Here is an 18,585-nt window from a genome sequence, read left to right on the forward strand (position 1 = left end):
GTGTTCCAGTCCTATGCGCTCTATCCGAACATGACGGTGGCGGGCAACATCGCCTTCGGCATGGAGATCCGCGGCGTGCCGAAGGACGAACGTGCCAAGGCGATCAAACAGGTCTCCGACATGCTGCAGATCGGCCATCTGCTCGACCGCAAGCCGAGCCAGCTGTCGGGCGGCCAGCGCCAGCGCGTCGCCATGGGGAGAGCCTTGGTGCGCAACCCGCAGGTCTTCCTGTTCGATGAACCGCTCTCCAATCTCGATGCCAAGCTGCGCGTCGACATGCGCACCGAGATCAAGCGGCTGCATCAGCGCATGGGCACCACCTTCGTCTATGTCACCCATGATCAGATCGAGGCGATGACGCTGGCGACCAAGATCGCCGTGCTGAAGGACGGGGTGCTGCAGCAGTTCGGCACGCCGGCCGAGATCTATAACAGCCCCTCCAACATCTTCGTCGCCGACTTCATGGGATCGCCGGCGATGAACCTCTTGACCGCCACCGTCGAAAACGGCGCCGGTGGGCTGGAAGTCTCGCTGGAGCGGCCGAATGCCGCCCCGCTCAAGCTGCCCGTCATGGCTGGCAACAATGGCCTGACCACCTATACCGGCAGACAGGTGATCTTCGGCATCCGGCCCGAGGCGCTGACCGATCCCGACGGCGCCGACCGCAAGGCGCGCATGCTGAGCGAGGGCGACTGCCTGATCGAGGTGGTCGAACCGGCCGGCTCCGACACCTTCGCCGTCACCAAGCTCGGCGGCAAGTCCGTCGTCGCCCGCCTGCGCGCCGATGCCGGTATCGCACCTGGCCAGACAACCCGACTGGCCTTCAATCTCGATAAGGCCGTCTTCTTCGATCCAGAAAGCCAGGCCAGGATCGGGTGATGGCCGTCAGGCGGCCGTCACGCTTGTTGTCACCGGTGCGAAACGTGTAGAAACGACTTCGACGGTGATCTCGCCGGTGAAGCCCGTCGCCTCCAGCCAGAAGCCTGATGTGCCGCCCTGCAATGGCACAGTGGTCGGGCCGACGATCCTTGCCGGGCCGTGCACCTTCAGCGAAATGCTGTCATTCATGAAGGGCAGGCGCTGGCCGCTCTGGTCGAGGGCGCGGATGATGACGCGTGTGCTGTCGCGTTCGCGGGCTCTGAGCGTCGACCTGTCGGCAACGACCTCAAGCGTCGTCGGCAACGGATCGGCCGCCAGCGTCAGGCTGGCCACCGGTTGGCCGTCGATATAGCCGGTGAAGGTGCCGTCGATCCATTCGAGGCCCCAGGTGCCGAGCTCATCGGCGGTGAAGTGGCGATGGTCGAGCACGACGGGCGGATGCGGCAGATGCGGGTAGTTTTCGCGGTCCGGGCCGATGCGTTTGGAAAGCGCGCCATATTGCAGCTCCACCTCGTCGCAGTTGGTCAGGATGATCAGCGGCAGCACGCCACCGATATTGCGTTCGCCGCGCGCCCAGAAGGTCACCGGCTTCATGACGATCTCGTCTGATGGATCGCACTGGCTGATATAGGCATAGGCCGCGAATTTCGGCTCGCGGAACATGTCCATGACGCCGTGATAGCAGATGCGGTCGCCGGAGCCGAAATCCTTGTGCGTGTTGTAGTCGAACATGCACCAGCCGATGGCGCCGGATATATCGGCATCGCCGTAGGCGGCGTTCAGCACGTCCAGGTGCCGGCGTACATGCTCGGCCTGGCGCTGCTCCTGATCGTAAATCTTCGTCGGGTGCATGTGGCCGTTGAACTCGGTGATGAGGTACGGCACCTTGTGGGACAGTCCGGTATTTTCCTGCTGGCCGCGCAGCGTCGTGCGAGGGCGGTTGGCGCCCGGCAGTTCCTCGTTGCCGAGGATGAAGTCGTTCATCGTGTAGACGTCCTCGAGCAGTTCGCTCTCGGTGATATAACGCACGCCGCCGGTCTGGCGGGTGCTGTCGAGCTCGCGGGCGAGGCGGTTGGTCTCGGCGTAGAAATCGTGATTGTCCTGCGATTCATTGATGCGCACGCCCCAGATGATGATCGAGGGGTGGTTCCAGTCGCGCTCGATCATGCGGCGGACGTTCTCGATCGATTCCTGCTGCCAATCGGCATCGCCGATATGCTGCCAGCCGGGGATTTCCTCGAAAACCAGCAGGCCGATCGCATCGCAGCGATTGAGGAACCATTTCGACTGCGGATAATGCGAAGTGCGGACGATATTGCACTTCAGCACCGTCTTCATGATGTCGGCGTCGCGCTCCTGGGCGGAGCGGCCGGCGGCATAACCGACATAGGGGAAGGACTGGTGACGGTTGAGGCCGTGCAGCTTCAGCGGCTTGCCGTTCAGGAGGAAACCTTCCGGCGTGAATTCGGCGGTGCGGAAGCCGAACCGGGTCGAGAGACGGTCCGAGCCGTGCTCGGACCTGAGTTCGACGGTGACGTCATAGAGTGTGGGATCGGTGACGTCCCAGAGGGTGATGCCGGTGAGGCCGCCGAAGGAGAGCGTGGTGCGGCTGCCGATCGTTTCAGTGGCGGCGGTGGCGACCACGGTGCCGTCGGCCTGCTTCAGCGTGGCGGTGACGGTCGCCGAGAAGCTGCGGCTCTCGGGATTGGCGATATCGACACGCACGGTTGCCGATTTCTCCGGGCGAAGAACGTCTGTGGTTTCGATCTTGAGATTGCGGATCGACACCGGATCGGTGACCTTCAGCCAGACGTCGCGGTAGATGCCGGCATAGGTGAGATAATCGATGCGGCCGCCGAAAGGCGGAATGGCGGGGTTCTCGCTGCCGTCGATCTTGACGGTGACGAGGTTCTCGCCCTTGACGAGCCTGCCGGTGAAGCGGGCCTCGAAGGGTGTGTAGCCGTCCTTGTGGGCGATGATCTCTTCGCCGTTCAGATAGACGACGCTGTCGGCCATGGCGGCGTCGAAGACGAGCGAAACCTCGCGCCCTTCGAATTCCGGCAGCCAGCGCAGCACCTTCTGATAGGTGAAGGCGCGCTGATAGCTGGTCTCGTCGAAATAGTTGAAGGGCAGTTCGACGGCGGTATGCGGCAGGCTGACTGATTTGGCGGCATCGAAAGATTCGAGCAAACGCTGACCGAAGCCCTCATGGAAACTCCAGCCTTCATTGAAGGAGACGACGGAACGCATTTCAGGCTCTCCAGCTTGCGGCATCAGGGACATTGCGGCGCCCTTCGGCGCGTGAAAATCTGGTCATCGGTATTCCTCCTCGATGCAATGGATGTGTGCCGCTATGCGGTCGAGCCCCAGCGGGCGGTGCAGGTGAGTGTGATGCTGTGCGGGCCTTCGATCTCGGCGTCATGGCGTTCGATCAGTTCGACGACGGCATCGATGAAGGCGACGTGGTCGAGGCTCAGCGTGGTGAGGTCGTTGCAATCCCAGGCGGCCATGGCGATGCCGTCCTGGCCGACGATGGCGATATCGTCAGGCGTGTTCTTGCCGATCACCCGGCGGGCGGCATCGCGTGCGCCGATCGCCATGACGTCGTTGCCGCAGATGATGGCATCGACTTTGTTCCGGTGCAGCAGCAGCACGGCTTCCTTGAAGCCGGAATCATAGGAATAGTCGCCGAAGGCCTGCGCCTCGAAAGAGAGGCCGCGCTTGGCGAGCGCATCGGCGAACCATTTGCGCCTGAGCTTGTCGATCCAGCTTGAATTGGTGCCGGAGAGGTAGGCGAAACGCTTCTTGCCGTCGCGGACGATCTTGTCGATGATCTCGTCGGCGGCCCCAGAGCCGTCGATGCGGATGCTGGAGACGTTTTCGTTGTCGAGCGGCTCGAAGGAGACGATGATAGGCTTCGTCGTGTGGAAGATGTCGACGGCATCCTGCATCGACACCATGTCGGAGAAGACGACGACGTGATCGACCTGATAGGTGGAGGCAAGGCGCATCAGCTGCAGCCGGTCGGAATGATCGGCGCAGCAGAGGATTATCGGCAGCAATTGTCTTGCCTGCAGGCGGTGGACGAGTAGCTGCTGTTCCTCGGCCTCGCAGGGGTTGCCGATCGCATTGACGACCAGGGCGACGAGGCGCGAGCGCTGGTTGTTCAGCGAGCGGGCGATCGCATTCGGCTGGTAGCCATGTTCACGGGCGACGGCGAGGATGCGATCGCGGGTGGCGCTGCCGATGCGTGAATCCGGGGAGAAGGCGCGGGAAATGGTGGCGGAGGAGACGCCGGCGAGTTTCGCCAGTTCCTTCGAAGTGATCCGCCGTCTGTTCATTCCGCCCATCTTCAGCGCCTATCGGGCGACGATCCTGACGGAAGCGCCGTCGGCCGCTGCCGATTCCTTGATTGCATCCCATAGCCTAGCGAATCTGAGGCCCATTTCAACGGAGCCGGAGTTTTCCATCTTTCCCGCGCGAATGGCGAGGAAATTTTTCATCGGATTGCCGAGAATCTCGGCCTCCTCGCGCGGCTCGGGGCTCCGCCCGACGCTGATTTCGCGCCAGCCGCCCCAGGCGTCGATGCGCACGATCGCCTTCGAATAGAAGAAGGTGATGTGGGAAGCGCAGCCCGGAGGGCCTTCGCCGGCGGCCGTCAATGTCGCCAGCGCACCGTTTTTCAGCCGGGCGGAGACGGCGGTGGCGATGTCGACCTGCCTGCCGTGATTGTTCATGTAGGCCGACACGCTGTCAAAATCGGAATTGGCGAGCAGGCAGACGGTGTTCATCATGTGGGCGCCGGTATCGAACATGAAGCCACCGCCTGAAATCTCGGGCTGCTGTTTCCAGTGACCATGATAATTCGACGACCAGCTTTCCCAGATCATCCCCGATATGGCGATCAGTTCGCCGAATTCACCGGCGAGCGCCCGTCGGCGCGTGTCGAGCACCAGCGGCGAGAGGCCGCCCTGGAAGGCAGTGACGATGGTGACGCCGCTCTTCTTCTGCGCGGCGATCAGCCTCTCGGCCTCGGTGACTGTCGTCACCATCGGCTTTTCGAGGAAGAGGTCGAGGCCGGCCTCGGCAACGGCAGTTGCCTGCTCGGCATGGAAGGCATGCGGGGTGGAGATGTAGACGATGTCGAGTTCGTCCCGGCACTGGCTGAGCATCTGACGATAGTCCTCGAAACTCTTCGGTTCGGGGGCGCCGGCGGCGAGGCAGACGTCGAGCAGGCGCTGGCGCGAAGCCGCCGTGGTGTCGGCGAGTGCAGCAAATTCGATCTCCGGCATCTTGACCCAGCTCGCGGCATATTCCGCCGCCTTCAGGCCGGCACCGATGACGCCGAGGCGCAATTTCCCAGGCATGAAATTTCCTCCCTGATTGCATTTGTGCACACGATTACACAAACGTTACGGTGATGGCAATATCTAATTAAATAAGTAATATCAGTGTATTAAAACCCGATAACGAATCTTTTTAAAAACCGTCTTGTCAGCATTGGGAATGCGTGTACATTTTCGCGGTCGGTGCTGGAGGGCGCCGTGTCTCTAAAAAAGGGAGGACTTCCGTTGAAGAAGATGGTTCTTGGCGGCCTGTGCGCCGTTCTGCTGAGCGCGGTTTCGACGCTGGCGCAGGCTGAAACAATCCGAATTGCAAATCACGGTCAGGCCGGCATCGACGCGATGAAGTCGACGGTCGAGCGGATCGAAAAGAAATACGGCGTCACCGTCGAGGTCATCGAATATCCGGCGCCGGACAAGGATTACCTGACGAAACTCCTGACGGAGCTCGGCGCCGGCAACGCCCCCGACCTGTTCTCCATCCCGACGACGGCAGCCGTCGCCGACATGGTGGAAGCCGGCTACCTCGCGCCTGTGACCAAGGAGTTCAAGGCCTGGGATGGCTACGCCAACCTCTATGATGTCGCCAAGGACCTCGCCGTCAGCCCGGACGGAGAGACTTATGTGATGCCGTTCATGCTCGGCATCCAGGAAATCTATTATCGCAAGGACGTTCTCGAAAAGGCCGGCATCTCGACCGAACAGCCGAAGACCTGGCAGGAGCTTCTCGATCGTGCCGCCGAAATCAAGCAGAAGACCGGCGCCTATGGCCTGCTGTTCCCGGCCGGCGTTTCCTGGGGAAGCGGTGCCTTCGACGAAGGCTTCCAGCACCTGCTCGTCGGTTCGAAGACGCCGCAGCTCGTCGATGCCGACGGCAAGCTCGATCTGAATGGCGAAGGCATCAAGGATGTCTTCAACGTCTACAAGGAACTGATCGACAAGGATCTGATGCCGACGCAGCCGCTGCTCGGACCCGAGCCCTGGGTCGTGCCGAAGTACCAGATGTTCCCGGAAGGCAAGCTTGCCGCCACCACCTGCGGCTCCTGGTGCTATATTTTCGACTGGGGCCGCGAGAGCAAAAATCCGATTCCCGACGTGACGAAGGTGGTCGGCACCTGGACAGTACCGGGCCAGAGCAGCGGCCAGTATGTGCTTGCCAATCTCGCCGCGCCGTGGGCGGTCAATTCCAAGTCGGCCAACACCGAATTGGCGATCAAGGCGCTGATGGAGATCGGCTCGATCGAGACACAGGTTTCCTACGCCGCCCGCATCGGCAATATTCCCGCCAGCAAGGACGCGGCCGACAATGCCGAGTTCCAGAAGCTGACGGAACTGGTTCCGATCCATGCGGCGGCCGGGAACGGCGTGTTCCTGAAGCAGGCCTCCGGCTTCGGCACGGTCTCCGAAGGTGTGGCGCGGGCCACCGAAGCGCTGCTGCGCAAGGAAACCGACGCCGCCGGCGCCCAGAAGATCCTTGTCGACTACGTCAAGGAAACGCTCGGCGACGACATGGTCAAGTAAGCCTCCGCTTTCTTTCCCAGCGAACGGGGACGCGGCGACATCGCCCGCGTCTTCCCCTTTTCATTCGATAAGCCGGCTTCATTCGACAAGGTTGTGAGCTTCCATGGCCCGAAACTCTCATGAAAAGCGCGCCGAGCGGCAGTGGCTGCTGATCCTGCTGCCCTCGCTGGTGCTGCTTCTGGCCTTCGTCATCTATCCGGCCCTCTATTCCATCTATCTGAGTTTTACCAATGAGGCGCTGACCGGGGCGGCGGCGCTGCGGCCCCGCTTCGTCGGTCTCAGGAATTATACGCGGCTCCTCAACGACGCGAAGTTCTGGAACGCGCTGTTCGTCACCTTCGTCTTCGTCATCGGTTCGGCAGTGATCGGCCAGTTCGTGCTTGGGCTGATCTCGGCAATGGCGCTGCGCCGGCCGATCCGCTTCCGGCGGCTGTTCTCGTCGATCATCCTGTTGCCGAATGCCGCCCCTGAGGTCGTCGCCGGCTTCATGTGGATCTCGATGCTGGCCGGCGGCGACAATGCCACGCTCAGCCGCATCGTCAGCTTTTTCGGTGTCGCGCCGGCCGACTGGCTGCAGGTCTTCCCGCTGTCGATGATTATCGTCGTCAACACTTGGCGCGGCATCGCCACGGCGATGATCCTCCTGACCGCGGGCCTCAGCACCATACCGGGGGAGATTTACGAGGCGGCCCGCATGGATGGCGCCACACCGTCGCAGATGTTTCGCCGCATCACCCTGCCGCTGATGATGCCGACGATCCTGCTCTACATGCTGATCTCGGCCGTCTCCACCATTGCCGTCTTCGGCCTCGTCTATGCGCTGACGCGCGGCGGGCCGGGCGGGGCGACCGAGGTCGTCAGCATCTATATCTATAACCAGTCCTTCACGGCCTTCCAGCTGGGATATGGGGCGGCGGTCGCGGTCGTCGCGCTCGTCATCTCGCTGATATTGGGCATCGCCTATGTCCGGGCCATGAAGGTGGAGGTCTGACATGGCCGTCGTTTCCCCGAGCGAGACCGCAAACAAAGGCCGCTCCGACCTCATCGCCTATGCGACGCTGTCGCTGATCTCGATCTTCTGCGCGGTTCCCTTCTTCTGGGTGCTGCTCGCCTCTCTCGACGGCAATGCGCAGCTTTTCCTGCACTGGCCGGAGCAGTGGACCTTCGCCAACTATATCAAGGTCTTCACCAAGGAGGACGGGGCGAAGTGGCTGTTCAACTCGCTCTTCGTGGTCGGCGGTGCGACGCTGCTGGTCATGGTGCTTGCCGGGCTCGGCGGTTATGCGCTGTCACGCACCAGGGCCTGGTGGAAGCTGCCCTTCCTCTACGCGATCCTGCTCATCCGGGTGCTGCCGCCGACGGCGCTGGTCGTGCCGCTCTACAAGTTCCTGCTGACGCTGAACAATGCGGAAGCGGCAGTGCTCAGGCCGATCTTCGGCAGCTATGCCCGCGACATCATGCGCTGGACCGGCTTTATCGACGGTTATCTCGGGCTGATCCTGGTGCTGGCGACCATGCAATTGCCGCTGGCGCTCTGGATCATGAAGACCTTCTTCGACGGGCTGCCGAGGGATTACGAAGAGGCGGCGCTGATGGATGGAGCGACACTGATCCAGCGCATCCGCCGGGTGCTGATCCCGCTGGCGCTGCCGGGGCTTACGGCCGCCGGGCTGTTCGCCTTCATGTCGGCCTGGGGTGACTTCCTTCTGCCGCTGATCTTCCTGTCGTCACCGGAACTGCAGACGCTGCCGCTCGGTCTCTTCCGGGCCTTCCTGCGCATCAACGAGATCGATTACGGCCTTCTGACGGCTTTGGCCTTCATCTACCTGCTGCCTGCCGTCGTCGCCTTCGGTTTTGCGCGGCGCTTCCTCGTCCAGACATTCTCGGGCGGCGTGAAGGGCTGAGATCAAGAAAGAGAAACAGATGATCAATCTCAGAAACGTTCGCAAATTCTACGGCGCGCTCGAGGTCATCAAAGGCGTCGACATCACAGTGGAAGACGGCGAATTCGCCGTCTTCGTCGGCCCGTCCGGCTGCGGCAAGTCGACGCTGCTGCGGATGATCGCCGGCCTCGAAGGCATCGACGACGGAGACCTCATCCTCAACGGCAAGCGTATCAACGACGTGCCGCCCGACAAGCGCGGCATCGCCATGGTGTTCCAGTCCTATGCGCTCTATCCGCATATGAGTGTTGCCGAAAATATCGGCTTCTCCCTCAGCCTGAAGAAGGTGCCGGAGGCGGAAATCCGCCGGCAGGTCGAAGCCGTCGCCGAGATCCTGCAGCTGACCGACTATCTCGACCGCCGCCCTGCCGCCCTTTCCGGCGGCCAGCGCCAGCGTGTGGCGATCGGCCGGGCCATCATCAAGAAACCGGCGCTGATCCTGTTCGACGAGCCGCTGTCGAACCTCGATTCGGCGCTACGCGTGCAGATGCGCGCCGAGCTGCAGCGTCTGCACCGCGAGCTGAAGGCAACTGTCGTCTACGTCACCCACGACCAGGTGGAGGCGATGACGATGGCCGACCGCATCGTCGTGCTGAACAAGGGCCTGGTGGCACAGGCGGGGGCGCCGATGGCGCTCTACCATCAGCCGGAGAATGAATTTGTCGCGACCTTCATCGGCTCGCCGAAGATGAATGTCATCCCGGTCACCGCGACGCAGGCCTCAGCGGGCAGGCTGCATCTCGACAGCCCGATCGGGCTTTCGCTCGATCTTGCCGATGCGAACGGGGTCGTGCCGCAGGGCGAGGCCAAGCTCGGCATCCGGCCGGAGCATTTGAAGATCGCGCCGGAGGGGCGGGGAAATTTCACCGCCGAGGTGGTCATCGTCGAGCGCCTCGGCGTCGAGACCTACATGACCGTCGGCTCGCCGCAGCAACCGATCGTGGTGCGCGCCGAAGGCGATATCGCGGTGCGGCCGGGCGACCGCGTGCCGCTGATGGCCGATCCGGCTGCCTGCCATCTGTTCGATTCCGCCGGCCGAGTGATCCGTCCGGCAACTGCCTGACACCTGAACCATCGCCCAAACATCGAGGAATGCCATGACAATCAAGATCACCATCTGGAACGAAGGACGCCACGAACAGCTCCACAGGGAGGTCCAGGAGATCTACCCCGACCGTATCGACGGCGCGATCGCCGCCGGTATTGCCCATCCGGATTTCGAAATCCGCCGCGGCACGTTGGATGATCCCGATGAAGGCCTGCCGGACAGCGTGCTCGATGATACCGACGTGCTGCTCTGGTGGGGGCATATGGCGCATGACGAGGTCAGCGACGGGCTGATCGACCGCGTGCAGCAGCGTGTGCTGAAGGGCATGGGCCTGCTGGTCCTGCATTCCGGCCATCATTCCAAGCTCTTCCGCCGGCTGATGGGCACCAACGCCAACCTTTCCTGGCGCGAGACGCCGGATGGCGACCTCGAACGCGTCTGGGTGGTCAATCCCTCGCATCCGATCGCCGAGGGACTGCCGCCCTATTTCGAGGTCAATGCCTCGGAAATGTACGGCGAGCCCTTCGATATTCCGCAGCCGGACGAGCTTGTGTTCATCTCCTGGTATTCCGGTGGCGAGGTGTTCCGCAGCGGCTGCACCTTCCAGCGCGGGCGCGGGCGCATTTTCTTCTTCAGCCCCGGCCACGAGACCTACCCGATCTATCACGACAAGATCGTGCATAAGGTGATCTCGAACGGCATCCGCTGGGCGCAGCAGAAACACACAGATGGCCGCATCCTGGAAAACTGGCATCGGGCCGAGCCGCTGCATGGGCGTCCCGACAGCTGAAGGCCTGATCTATGGATATTGTGCGCCGGTCGTCTTGATATAAATCGAATAGACCGAACGCGTCGCGGTGATGAAGAGCCGGTTTTTCTTGGGGCCGCCGAAGGTGAGGTTGGACACCGTCTGCGGCACCCTGATCTTGCCGAGCAGCGTTCCCTCGGGCGAAAAGCAGTGGACGCCGTCGGAGGCGCTCGTCCAGAGATTGCCTTGGACATCGAAGCGGAAGCCGTCGGGATTGCCGACGTCGAGGCTGCAGAAGTAACGGCTATTCGCAAGCCTCCTGCCGTCGATGACGTCGAAAACGCGGATATGGCGCGGCACGTCATGTTTTGCCGAGCCGGAATCGGCAATATAAAGCTTCGTCTCATCGGGCGAGAAGGCAAGGCCGTTCGGTTGGATGAAATCCTCGACGACGGCATCGATCTCGCCGCTTACGGGGTCGATCCGGTAGACGTTGCGGGTCGGCTGCTCGGGCTCGGCCTTGTGGCCCTCGTAATCGGACAGGATGCCGTAAGTCGGATCGGTGAACCAGACCCCGCCGTCGGAGTGCACGACGACGTCGTTCGGCGAATTCAGCCGCTTGCCCTCATAGCTGTCGGCGAGAACGGTGATGGTGCCGTCCGTCTCGGTACGGGTGACGCGGCGGCCGCCATGTTCACAGGAGATGAGCCGGCCCTGCCGGTCGCGGGTATTGCCGTTGACGTAGTTGGATGGTGAACGGAAGACGGAGACCGTTCCATCCGGTGTCCATCGCATCATCCGTTCATTCGGGATATCGCTCCAGAGAAGGCAGTTCAGGTCGGAAAACCAGACCGGGCCTTCCGTCCAGCGGCAGCCGGAATAAAGCTCCTCGAGGGTGGCGCTGCCGATGATCATTGCACCGAAGCGTTCGTCGCGGATCTCATAAATCGGATTGTCGCCCATGCCGGTTTCCTCCCTGAATGCTGCCGTTCTTTTCCTAGCGGCAAAAACCTGGAGGTGCCAGAGCCCGGCGACGGAATTGCCGGGCTCTGCCTTTCTCAGAGGGCTGCGACCGGATGCGGCGAGCCGTCGTAGGCGCCCCAGATCGACTGATCGAAGCAGATGACCGAGCCGGTCATCAGGCCGGATTCGGAAGACGACAGGTAAGCGCAGGCGCGCGCCACCTCGTGCGGATCGACGAGACGGCCGAAGGGCTGGCTTGCCTCCGCCTTCTCCAACCAGTCGGCCGGTGCCTCGTGATATTCGCGCTGGATCCGGTCCTCGCCTTCGGAGGCCATCCAACCGATGTTCAGACCATTGACGCGGATGCGGTTGCGCAGCAGCGCGTAGGCGGTGTTCTTCGTCAGCGTTTCCAGCGCGCCCTTGGAGGCGCAATAGGCGGCGATGAAGGGCTGGCCGGCTTTGGCCGACATCGAGCCGATGTTGACGATGGTGCCTTCGATCTTTTCGCGGCGCATGACCTTTATCGCTTCCTGCATCAGGAAAAACGGCGCGCGCACATTGACGGCGAACATGGCGTCGAAGAGCTCCGGGCTGGTATCGAGAATGGTGCCGCGATCGGTAATGGCGGCGGCATTGACCAGCGCGTCGACACGGCCGAAGGCCTCATCGCAGGCGCGCACGACATTCTGCGCCTCCTCGACCTTGCCGAGGTCGGCCTTCATATAAACGACCCTGGCGCCGGTCACGTCCGAAATCTCCGCGGCCTTCGCATTACCTTTGGCTTCGTTGCGGCCGCAGATGACGATGCCCTTTGCGCCGCGCTCGGCGAAGAGGCGGGCGATGGTGGCGCCCAAGCCTTGCGTGCCGCCCGTAATGATGGCGATCTTGCCGTCGAGACGGCCGTGGTCTGTGCTCATGTGGTTCCTCCGTTGTGATGATGTGCGAATGGCCTCCCGCGGATGCGGGAGGCTTGTGTCAGTACGGATACAAGAGACTTACGCTTCCAATCAGCTCAGCTTCTTCTGCGCCTGCGCCGCAAGTGCTGCGGTAAAGGCCTCGTCGCTCCAGCCTTCCTTCAGCGCCTCGTGCATCAGTTGCGCCTGTGTCTTCGGCGCCAGTCCGCCGAGCGGCGGGTCGCGGTCGAGATTGGTCGGGAAGGAATAACCTTCGGCGCAGGCGGCGACGGCGTTGGCGATTTCATCAGGCGAGAGCTTTTCCTGCAAGCTCTTCAAGGCGGGAAACAGCCTGGCGCTCATCTTCTCGCGGTTGACGGTTTCCATCGCCCGGCCGAAGGCGGAGGAGACTTGCAGGAGGTTGGCGACACGCTTGATGTCGGCCGAGCGGTTGGTGCCGGCGGCATGGAAAAGGGCGGGATTGAAGAAGACGACGTCGCCTTTTTCGAGCGGCATCTGGACATGATGGGTTTCGAAATAATCGCGGAACTCCTGCCGTTTCAGCGCGAGATAACCGGGCACATAGGTTTGGCTGTGCGGCAGAAAGAGCGTCGGGCCGCTTTCGAGCGGCATGTCGCAATGGGCGACCGCGCCCTGCAGTGTCAGTACCGGCGAGAGCCGGTGCACATGCGCCGGAAACTGCTCGATCACCGCAGACGACTGAAACCCGAGATGGTAATCGCGATGCGCCGACTGCGCCGCGCCGCCCGGATTGACGCGATTGACCTGCGCCGTCATCTGGTAGCTCGGGCCGAGCCAGGCTTCGCTTGCCAGCGCGATGATGGGATTGCCGTAATATTCGGCGAAATTTGCCGGATCGGCGAGGCAATGTTTTTCCAGCGAATTCCAGATGCGGTCGTTGGCGCCGGGCTTGGCGAAATGATCGCCGCCGCCGGTCGCAGTGCGGTGCTGTTCCTCGATGATCGCGTCGAAGATCGTGCTGGCGCGGTCGATGATGCCGGTGTCTTCGTAAGCGCGCTTGAACACGACGACCCCAGGGCCTTCGCCGAAGGCTTCGCAGATTTCGGCCAACACGGCGCGCCGGCCTCCCGGCGCTGCGACTTCGGCCATCACCTTTCGGCTGTCATAGATCAGCACGTTTTTTTCGACCGCGGACGCCAAGGGATAATCGGCAAGCACCGTCGTTTTTTCCGCAAGGCTGCGGAAATCGTCGAGATCGCAGGCTTCTTCGCTCAGCCAAACGCGGTCGGCGCGCAGTGTCTGCGGGTTGTCGGTTTTCATGGCGGGCTCCTCCCTCTTTCCGATGGAGGCACTATACGCCGCGATGCCAGGTGATATAGATCAGAAATCCATCAAAAAACCATCAGGCCGGACCGATGGCGCATCTCTTTCTCGTCAAGGACATCGCCTTCCAGGCGGGGCTCAGCACCGCAACTGTCGACCGGGTGCTGAACGGCAGGCCGGGCGTGCGCCGGCAGACGGAGATGCGGGTGAAGGCGGCGATCGCCGAGCTGGAGAAGCAGCAGGCGGGGGCGATGGGCAGCGGGCGTGTGCTGGCGATCGATATCGTCATGGAGACGCCCCAGCGTTTCAGCGATGCGGTGCGCACTGCCTTCGAAGCGGAGATGGCGGCCTTCCTGCCGGGCGTCTTCCGCTGCCGGTTCCATTTCGCCGAGGTGATGAAGCCGGCCGAACTGGTGCAGCTTCTCGATCGCATCCGGCTGCGTGGCACGCACGGGATCGTGCTCAAGGCGCCTGACGTTGCCGAGGTGGCTGCCGCGGTTGCCCGGGCGGATGTGGCCGGCATTCCCGTGGTGACGCTGGTGACCGACCTGCCGAATTCGGCCCGCATCGCCTATGCCGGCGCCGACAACCGGGCGGCGGGAGAGACCGCCGCCTATCTGATCGGCGAATTCCTTGGAGACCATGGCGGCAAGGTGCTGGTGACTCTGTCGAGCGGGCGGTTCCGCGGCGAGGAGGAGCGCGAAATCGGCTTTCGCCGCAGCATCCGCGCCCATTATCCCGACATCGGCATTACCGAAATCAGCGAGGGGCACGGCACCGATGCCGCCACGGGAACGCTTGCGGCGGCAGCGCTTGCCGCCGATCCCGCCATCAACGCCGTCTATTCGATCGGCGGTGGCAACCGGGCGGTGCTTTCGGCCTTCGATGCGGCCCAACGTCCCGTCCGCGTCTTCGTCGCCCATGATCTCGATGCCGATAATCGCGCCCTGCTTGCCGCGCGTCGGATCGGCTTCGTGCTGCATCACGATCTCAGAACCGATGCGCGCTCGGCCTTTAGGGCGATCATGAGCCGGGCACAAGCGTCGGGGCGGGCGGTTTCGCCCTCGCTTTCAACGGTCGAAATCATCACGCCCTACAATATGCCTGCGGGCGATTGAGCCAATTGACTTTCCTTCCGTGCCGAATTCGGGCTACAGCTCAGACCAAGCACGAGTGAAGGTGAGCGCCATGGATTACAGCGACGTCAGCACGATTGCAGCCTGGGTGACCGAGCAGGGACTGAAGGGTGTTTCCGAAGCCGAGCTCATGACCGGTTTCTGCGCGGCCTGTCGTAATGCCGGCCTGCCGCTCGACCGCGGTCTGGCGCTGATGGATACGTTGCATCCGGTGCATGAGGGCCGTGCTTTCCGCTGGGACAGCGTCGAGGAGATCCAGACAGAGTTCGAATATGGTCCGACGAGCTCGGGGGAAGCGGCGTCGAACTGGCAGCGTTCGGCTTTCTATCATCTTTGGTCTCGCAACGAGCGGGAGATCCGCCGGCGTCTCGGTTTCGGCGATCCGATCGATTTCAGCCTGCTCGATACGATCGCTGAAGCCGGCCACACGGATTTCGTGGCGATGATGCATCGTTTTTCCGAGGCTGGCACGATCGGCGAGATGGATTGCTTCTTCTCGCATTTCGCGACGAAACATCCTGAGGGCTTTTCCGATCACGACCTTGCCATCCTGCGCAAGCTGGTGCCGGTGTTGGGGCTGGCGATCAAATGCATCGCGCTTGGGCGCATCGCCCGCACCATCGCGGAGGTCTATCTCGGCGAGGACGCCGCGCGCCAGGTCATGGAAGGCAAGATCAGCCGCGGCAAATCGGAGCGGATTTCCGCAGCACTCTGGTTTTCCGATCTGCTGAACTACACCAAGATCTCCGACAGCGTACCGCCGGAGGAGATCATCCCGCTGCTCAACGACTACAGCGAGGCTGTGATCACGGCGATCCACGCATCCGGCGGCAACGTGCTGAAGCTGATCGGCGACGGCGTGCTGGCGATCTTCAAGGGCGAGGTTCCGGCGGAGGCTTGTTCCGCGGCCCTACGCGCCGAATCCCTTCTGCGCGAAAAGCTCGGCACGTTGAATGATGAACGCCGAAGGGCCGGCCGGGCCGCGACCGACGTCTATATCGGCCTGCATATCGGCGACGTCTTCTACGGCAATATCGGCAGCCAGGACCGGCTGGACTTTACCGTCATCGGGCCTGCCGTCAACGAGGTCAGCCGCATCGCCTCGATCTGCCGCTCGGTCGATCTCAACCTCTTGATGTCCTCCGATTTCGCCTCGGCGATCCCGGAGGAGGAGCGCGCGACACTCGCCTGCATCGGCCGCTACGCATTGCGCGGCGTACAGCGTGCGCAGGAGCTCTATACGCTCGATAGCGCCCGGCTGAACGGCTGATCGCAGCAGCATCGGCAAGGAGGTAGAGCGGGTCGTCAGAGCTTTCCGAGGAGGCTCTGCCTCAATGCCCACTTCTCCGGCCCGTGGACGGCGGCAAAGAGCAGGCCGGCGAGGAAGGTGAAGTGATCGACGAAGAAGCCGAACTCGGCCTGGTTCTGCTGCCAATGCGATGGGCCGTGGAAGGCGAAGGCGAGGAAGATCACATAGATGCCGGCGAGCAGGCTGGCCTCCGTGAAGAAGGCACCTGTTATGAAGGCGAGCGCCAGCGCGATCTCGAAGAAGGCGGCGATCCAGGCCAGGAATGTCGCGATCGGAAAACCGGCGGCGGCGACGTAGTCCGCCGTCGCACCGATATCGGCGAACTTGAAGCCGGCCGCCATGAAGAAGATAAAACTGAAGATGATGCGGGCGACGATGATTGCGATCGCTCTGGCCATATGGAAACCTCCTCTTGAGCTTCTACTATGACGGATGAGAGGCTCGATGTCCGACACCATGAATGAAAAAGGGCCGCTTGCGCGACCCTTATCTCTTACCACTCGGCGAAGCTGCCGTCGGCGTGCCGCCAGATCGGGTTGCGCCAGCGATGGCCCTCCTTGGCGCGTTCGATGACATAAGCCTCGTCGACCTCGATGCCGAGGCCGGGACCCTGCGGGATCGAAACGAAACCATCGGCATAGTGGAACACCTCCTTGTTGGAGATGTAGTCGAGGATGTCGTTGCCCTTGTTGTAGTGGATGCCGAGGCTCTGTTCCTGGATGAAGGCGTTGTAGCTGACGGCATCGACCTGCAGGCAGGCGGCGAGCGCGATCGGGCCGAGCGGGCAATGCGGCGCCAGCGCCACGTCATAGGCTTCGGCCATCGCCGCGATCTTGCGGCATTCGGTAATGCCGCCGGCATGGGAGAGATCCGGCTGGATGATGTCGACATAGCCGTCGGACAGAACCTGCTTGAAGTCCCAGCGCGAAAACAGCCGTTCGCCGAGCGCGATCGGCGTCGAGGTATGGTTGACGATATCGCGCAGCGCTTCCTTGTTTTCCGAAAGCACCGGCTCCTCGATAAACATCAGCTTGTAGGGATCGAGCTCCTTAGCGAGAACCTTCGCCATCGGTTTGTGCACACGGCCGTGGAAATCGACGCCGATGCCGATATGCGGGCCGATCGCTTCGCGGATGGCGGCGATGGTTTCGACTGCCTTCTCCACCTTCTCGTTGGTGTCGACGATCTGCATCTCCTCGCAGCCATTGAGTTTGATCGCCTTGAAACCGCGGGCAACCACCTCCCTGGCATTGTTGGCGACATCCGAGGGACGGTCGCCGCCGATCCAGGAATAGACCTTGATACGATCACGGAGCTGGCCGCCGAGGAGCGAATGGATCGGCTGGCCGAGCGCCTTGCCCTTGATGTCCCAGAGCGCCTGGTCGATGCCCGACATCGCGCTCATATGAACGGCGCCGCCGCGATAGAAGCCGCCGCGATACATCACGGTCCAGTGGTCCTCGATCAGGAAGGGATCCTTGCCGATCAGATAGTCTTCCAGTTCGTGGACGGCCGCCTGAACAGTCAGCGCCCGGCCCTCGACGACCGGTTCGCCCCAGCCGACGATGCCCTCGTCGGTCTCGACCTTCAAAAACAGCCAGCGCGGCGGCACGATATAAGTGGTGAGTTTGGTGATCTTCATCGCTGTCTTTCAGTCTCTTCCCGGGTTTGCGATCGGCATGTCCGCAGGTGGTGATCCATCATTTCGTTCTGCCGATCGCCTTTTCGGCGGCGGCAAGGTCGCGCACCGCAAGATCGAGCATGCGGTTGGCGCATTCGCGGGCGCCCGCCTTGTCGCGCATGCGCAGGGCCTCGACCAACTGGCCGTGAACGAGCACCGCATCCTCGCGATTCTCGACGGCGATGTTGGAGGCATGCAGCGCATATTTCAGCGCCGCATGGATGGCGCTCGACAGGCGGCGGAAGACCTGGTTGTGGCTGGCGGTGAGCAGCACCGTATGGAACATGACATCGGCCTCGGTGAAGCTTTCCGGGTCGCGGGCACTGTCGCGCATCTGCCGCCAGGCCTTGTCGAGATCGGCGATCTCCTGGGCGCTGGCCCGCTCGGCGGCATATTCCGCAGCTGCCGGCTCGATGGTGCGGCGGGCTTCGAGAATGCAGCCGAGCAGGTCGAAATCCTTGATGTAAGGGCCGATCCACTCGAGCACGTCGGCATCGAGTATATTCCAGTCGTCCCGGTCGCAGACGGTGGTTCCGACCCGCGGTTTGCCGCGGACGAGGCCCTTTGATTCCAGCACCTTCAGCGATTCGCGAATGACGGTGCGGCTGACGCCGTAGAGCTCGCACAGGTCGTTCTCGCGCGGCAGCGGCGTGCCTGAGGGATAGCGGTCCGCGCAGATATCCTGAGCGATCGCCGCCGTGACGTTGCGGCCTACGCGCGGTCGGCGCTTTTCGGCCGCGTCCTGTCGCTCGATTGTTTCCAACTCACCTCTCCGCTCTATCTCCGGCGCGAAGCAATCGAACCTCATTATCCGAA

17 protein-coding genes are annotated in these 18,585 nt (G+C 62.5%); 8 read left to right on the plus strand and 9 right to left on the minus strand.

Annotated features, from left to right (window positions below; genetic code table 11):
* Nucleotides 1-879, plus strand: an 879-nt coding sequence (locus EEQ99_RS15300; protein WP_127430694.1) for an ABC transporter ATP-binding protein, incomplete at its 5' end; no start/stop codon positions are given.
* 6 nt (nt 880-885) lie between these two features.
* Here the strand turns inward: EEQ99_RS15300 and EEQ99_RS15305 are convergent.
* The 3 genes from EEQ99_RS15305 to EEQ99_RS15315 all read right to left on the minus strand — a co-directional run bounded on the left by EEQ99_RS15305 (nt 886) and on the right by EEQ99_RS15315 (nt 5,246).
* Nucleotides 886-3,129, minus strand: a complete 2,244-nt coding sequence (locus EEQ99_RS15305) for a glycoside hydrolase family 2 protein (protein ID WP_127430695.1) — start codon at nt 3,127-3,129, stop codon at nt 886-888.
* Nucleotides 3,130-3,230: 101 nt separating this feature from the next.
* Nucleotides 3,231-4,229, minus strand: a complete 999-nt coding sequence (locus EEQ99_RS15310) for a LacI family DNA-binding transcriptional regulator (RefSeq protein WP_028755627.1) — start codon at nt 4,227-4,229, stop codon at nt 3,231-3,233.
* A 9-nt stretch (nt 4,230-4,238) separates the two neighbouring features.
* Complete coding sequence (locus tag EEQ99_RS15315; RefSeq protein ID WP_127430696.1) at nt 4,239-5,246, minus strand: Gfo/Idh/MocA family protein; 1,008 nt, start codon at nt 5,244-5,246, stop codon at nt 4,239-4,241.
* A 204-nt stretch (nt 5,247-5,450) separates the two neighbouring features.
* Here EEQ99_RS15315 and EEQ99_RS15320 point away from each other — a divergent pair, with 204 nt between their 5' ends.
* From EEQ99_RS15320 to EEQ99_RS15340, 5 genes are all read left to right on the plus strand, one after another.
* Nucleotides 5,451-6,743, plus strand: coding sequence for an ABC transporter substrate-binding protein (locus EEQ99_RS15320; protein ID WP_028757114.1), 1,293 nt, complete (start codon nt 5,451-5,453; stop codon nt 6,741-6,743).
* Between the two features lie 103 nt (nt 6,744-6,846).
* Nucleotides 6,847-7,734: a carbohydrate ABC transporter permease gene (locus tag EEQ99_RS15325; protein ID WP_127430697.1), complete on the plus strand. Its 888-nt coding sequence runs from the start codon at nt 6,847-6,849 to the stop codon at nt 7,732-7,734.
* Nucleotide 7,735: 1 nt separating this feature from the next.
* The gene (locus EEQ99_RS15330; RefSeq protein WP_127430698.1) at nt 7,736-8,647 is read left to right on the plus strand and encodes a carbohydrate ABC transporter permease; all 912 of its coding nucleotides are present in this window, start codon (nt 7,736-7,738) and stop codon (nt 8,645-8,647) included.
* A 19-nt stretch (nt 8,648-8,666) separates the two neighbouring features.
* Nucleotides 8,667-9,749: an ABC transporter ATP-binding protein gene (locus tag EEQ99_RS15335; protein ID WP_127430699.1), complete on the plus strand. Its 1,083-nt coding sequence runs from the start codon at nt 8,667-8,669 to the stop codon at nt 9,747-9,749.
* 34 nt (nt 9,750-9,783) lie between these two features.
* Entirely contained in the window at nt 9,784-10,524 is a 741-nt protein-coding gene (locus EEQ99_RS15340) for a ThuA domain-containing protein (RefSeq protein WP_127430700.1), read from the plus strand.
* Nucleotides 10,525-10,533: 9 nt separating this feature from the next.
* On the opposite strand, the gene EEQ99_RS15345 is transcribed toward EEQ99_RS15340, so the two are convergent.
* The 3 genes from EEQ99_RS15345 to EEQ99_RS15355 form a co-directional block, all read right to left on the minus strand.
* A complete protein-coding gene (locus EEQ99_RS15345) occupies nt 10,534-11,445 on the minus strand; it encodes an SMP-30/gluconolactonase/LRE family protein (protein ID WP_127430701.1) in 912 nt (303 codons plus the stop codon).
* 95 nt (nt 11,446-11,540) lie between these two features.
* Nucleotides 11,541-12,362: an SDR family oxidoreductase gene (locus tag EEQ99_RS15350; protein WP_127430702.1), complete on the minus strand. Its 822-nt coding sequence runs from the start codon at nt 12,360-12,362 to the stop codon at nt 11,541-11,543.
* 90 nt (nt 12,363-12,452) lie between these two features.
* Nucleotides 12,453-13,640 carry a phytanoyl-CoA dioxygenase family protein gene (locus EEQ99_RS15355; protein WP_127430703.1) on the minus strand — a complete coding sequence of 396 codons (1,188 nt, stop codon included), beginning with the start codon at nt 13,638-13,640 and terminating at the stop codon, nt 12,453-12,455.
* A gap of 95 nt (nt 13,641-13,735) precedes the next feature.
* Here EEQ99_RS15355 and EEQ99_RS15360 point away from each other — a divergent pair, with 95 nt between their 5' ends.
* Both EEQ99_RS15360 and EEQ99_RS15365 read left to right on the plus strand, forming a co-directional pair.
* Nucleotides 13,736-14,761 (plus strand): LacI family DNA-binding transcriptional regulator, encoded by a 1,026-nt coding sequence (locus EEQ99_RS15360; protein ID WP_127430704.1) that lies wholly within the window; start codon nt 13,736-13,738, stop codon nt 14,759-14,761.
* A gap of 70 nt (nt 14,762-14,831) precedes the next feature.
* A complete protein-coding gene (locus EEQ99_RS15365; protein ID WP_127430705.1) occupies nt 14,832-16,049 on the plus strand; it encodes an adenylate/guanylate cyclase domain-containing protein in 1,218 nt (405 codons plus the stop codon).
* Between the two features lie 35 nt (nt 16,050-16,084).
* Here EEQ99_RS15365 and EEQ99_RS15370 read toward each other — a convergent pair whose 3' ends face one another.
* The 3 genes from EEQ99_RS15370 to EEQ99_RS15380 form a co-directional block, all read right to left on the minus strand.
* Entirely contained in the window at nt 16,085-16,486 is a 402-nt protein-coding gene (locus EEQ99_RS15370) for a DoxX family protein (protein WP_127430706.1), read from the minus strand.
* Between the two features lie 95 nt (nt 16,487-16,581).
* Complete coding sequence (dgoD, locus tag EEQ99_RS15375; protein ID WP_127430707.1) at nt 16,582-17,730, minus strand: galactonate dehydratase; 1,149 nt, start codon at nt 17,728-17,730, stop codon at nt 16,582-16,584.
* A 58-nt stretch (nt 17,731-17,788) separates the two neighbouring features.
* The gene (locus EEQ99_RS15380; protein ID WP_127430708.1) at nt 17,789-18,532 is read right to left on the minus strand and encodes a FadR/GntR family transcriptional regulator; all 744 of its coding nucleotides are present in this window, start codon (nt 18,530-18,532) and stop codon (nt 17,789-17,791) included.
* Between the last annotated feature and the right edge of the window lie 53 nt (nt 18,533-18,585).

It is taken from the genome of Rhizobium anhuiense (genome assembly GCF_003985145.1).
GTDB classification, from domain to species: domain Bacteria; phylum Pseudomonadota; class Alphaproteobacteria; order Rhizobiales; family Rhizobiaceae; genus Rhizobium; species Rhizobium anhuiense.

Coding starts and splice junctions, on each gene's coding strand:
- EEQ99_RS15305 (WP_127430695.1), bottom strand. CDS start 3,129: ATGCGTTCCGTCGTCTCCTTCAATGAAGGCTGGAGTTTCCATGAGGGC.
- EEQ99_RS15310 (WP_028755627.1), bottom strand. CDS start 4,229: ATGGGCGGAATGAACAGACGGCGGATCACTTCGAAGGAACTGGCGAAA.
- EEQ99_RS15315 (WP_127430696.1), bottom strand. CDS start 5,246: ATGCCTGGGAAATTGCGCCTCGGCGTCATCGGTGCCGGCCTGAAGGCG.
- EEQ99_RS15325 (WP_127430697.1), top strand. CDS start 6,847: ATGGCCCGAAACTCTCATGAAAAGCGCGCCGAGCGGCAGTGGCTGCTG.
- EEQ99_RS15330 (WP_127430698.1), top strand. CDS start 7,736: ATGGCCGTCGTTTCCCCGAGCGAGACCGCAAACAAAGGCCGCTCCGAC.
- EEQ99_RS15335 (WP_127430699.1), top strand. CDS start 8,667: ATGATCAATCTCAGAAACGTTCGCAAATTCTACGGCGCGCTCGAGGTC.
- EEQ99_RS15340 (WP_127430700.1), top strand. CDS start 9,784: ATGACAATCAAGATCACCATCTGGAACGAAGGACGCCACGAACAGCTC.
- EEQ99_RS15345 (WP_127430701.1), bottom strand. CDS start 11,445: ATGGGCGACAATCCGATTTATGAGATCCGCGACGAACGCTTCGGTGCA.
- EEQ99_RS15350 (WP_127430702.1), bottom strand. CDS start 12,362: ATGAGCACAGACCACGGCCGTCTCGACGGCAAGATCGCCATCATTACG.
- EEQ99_RS15355 (WP_127430703.1), bottom strand. CDS start 13,640: ATGAAAACCGACAACCCGCAGACACTGCGCGCCGACCGCGTTTGGCTG.
- EEQ99_RS15360 (WP_127430704.1), top strand. CDS start 13,736: ATGGCGCATCTCTTTCTCGTCAAGGACATCGCCTTCCAGGCGGGGCTC.
- EEQ99_RS15365 (WP_127430705.1), top strand. CDS start 14,832: ATGGATTACAGCGACGTCAGCACGATTGCAGCCTGGGTGACCGAGCAG.
- EEQ99_RS15370 (WP_127430706.1), bottom strand. CDS start 16,486: ATGGCCAGAGCGATCGCAATCATCGTCGCCCGCATCATCTTCAGTTTT.
- dgoD (WP_127430707.1), bottom strand. CDS start 17,730: ATGAAGATCACCAAACTCACCACTTATATCGTGCCGCCGCGCTGGCTG.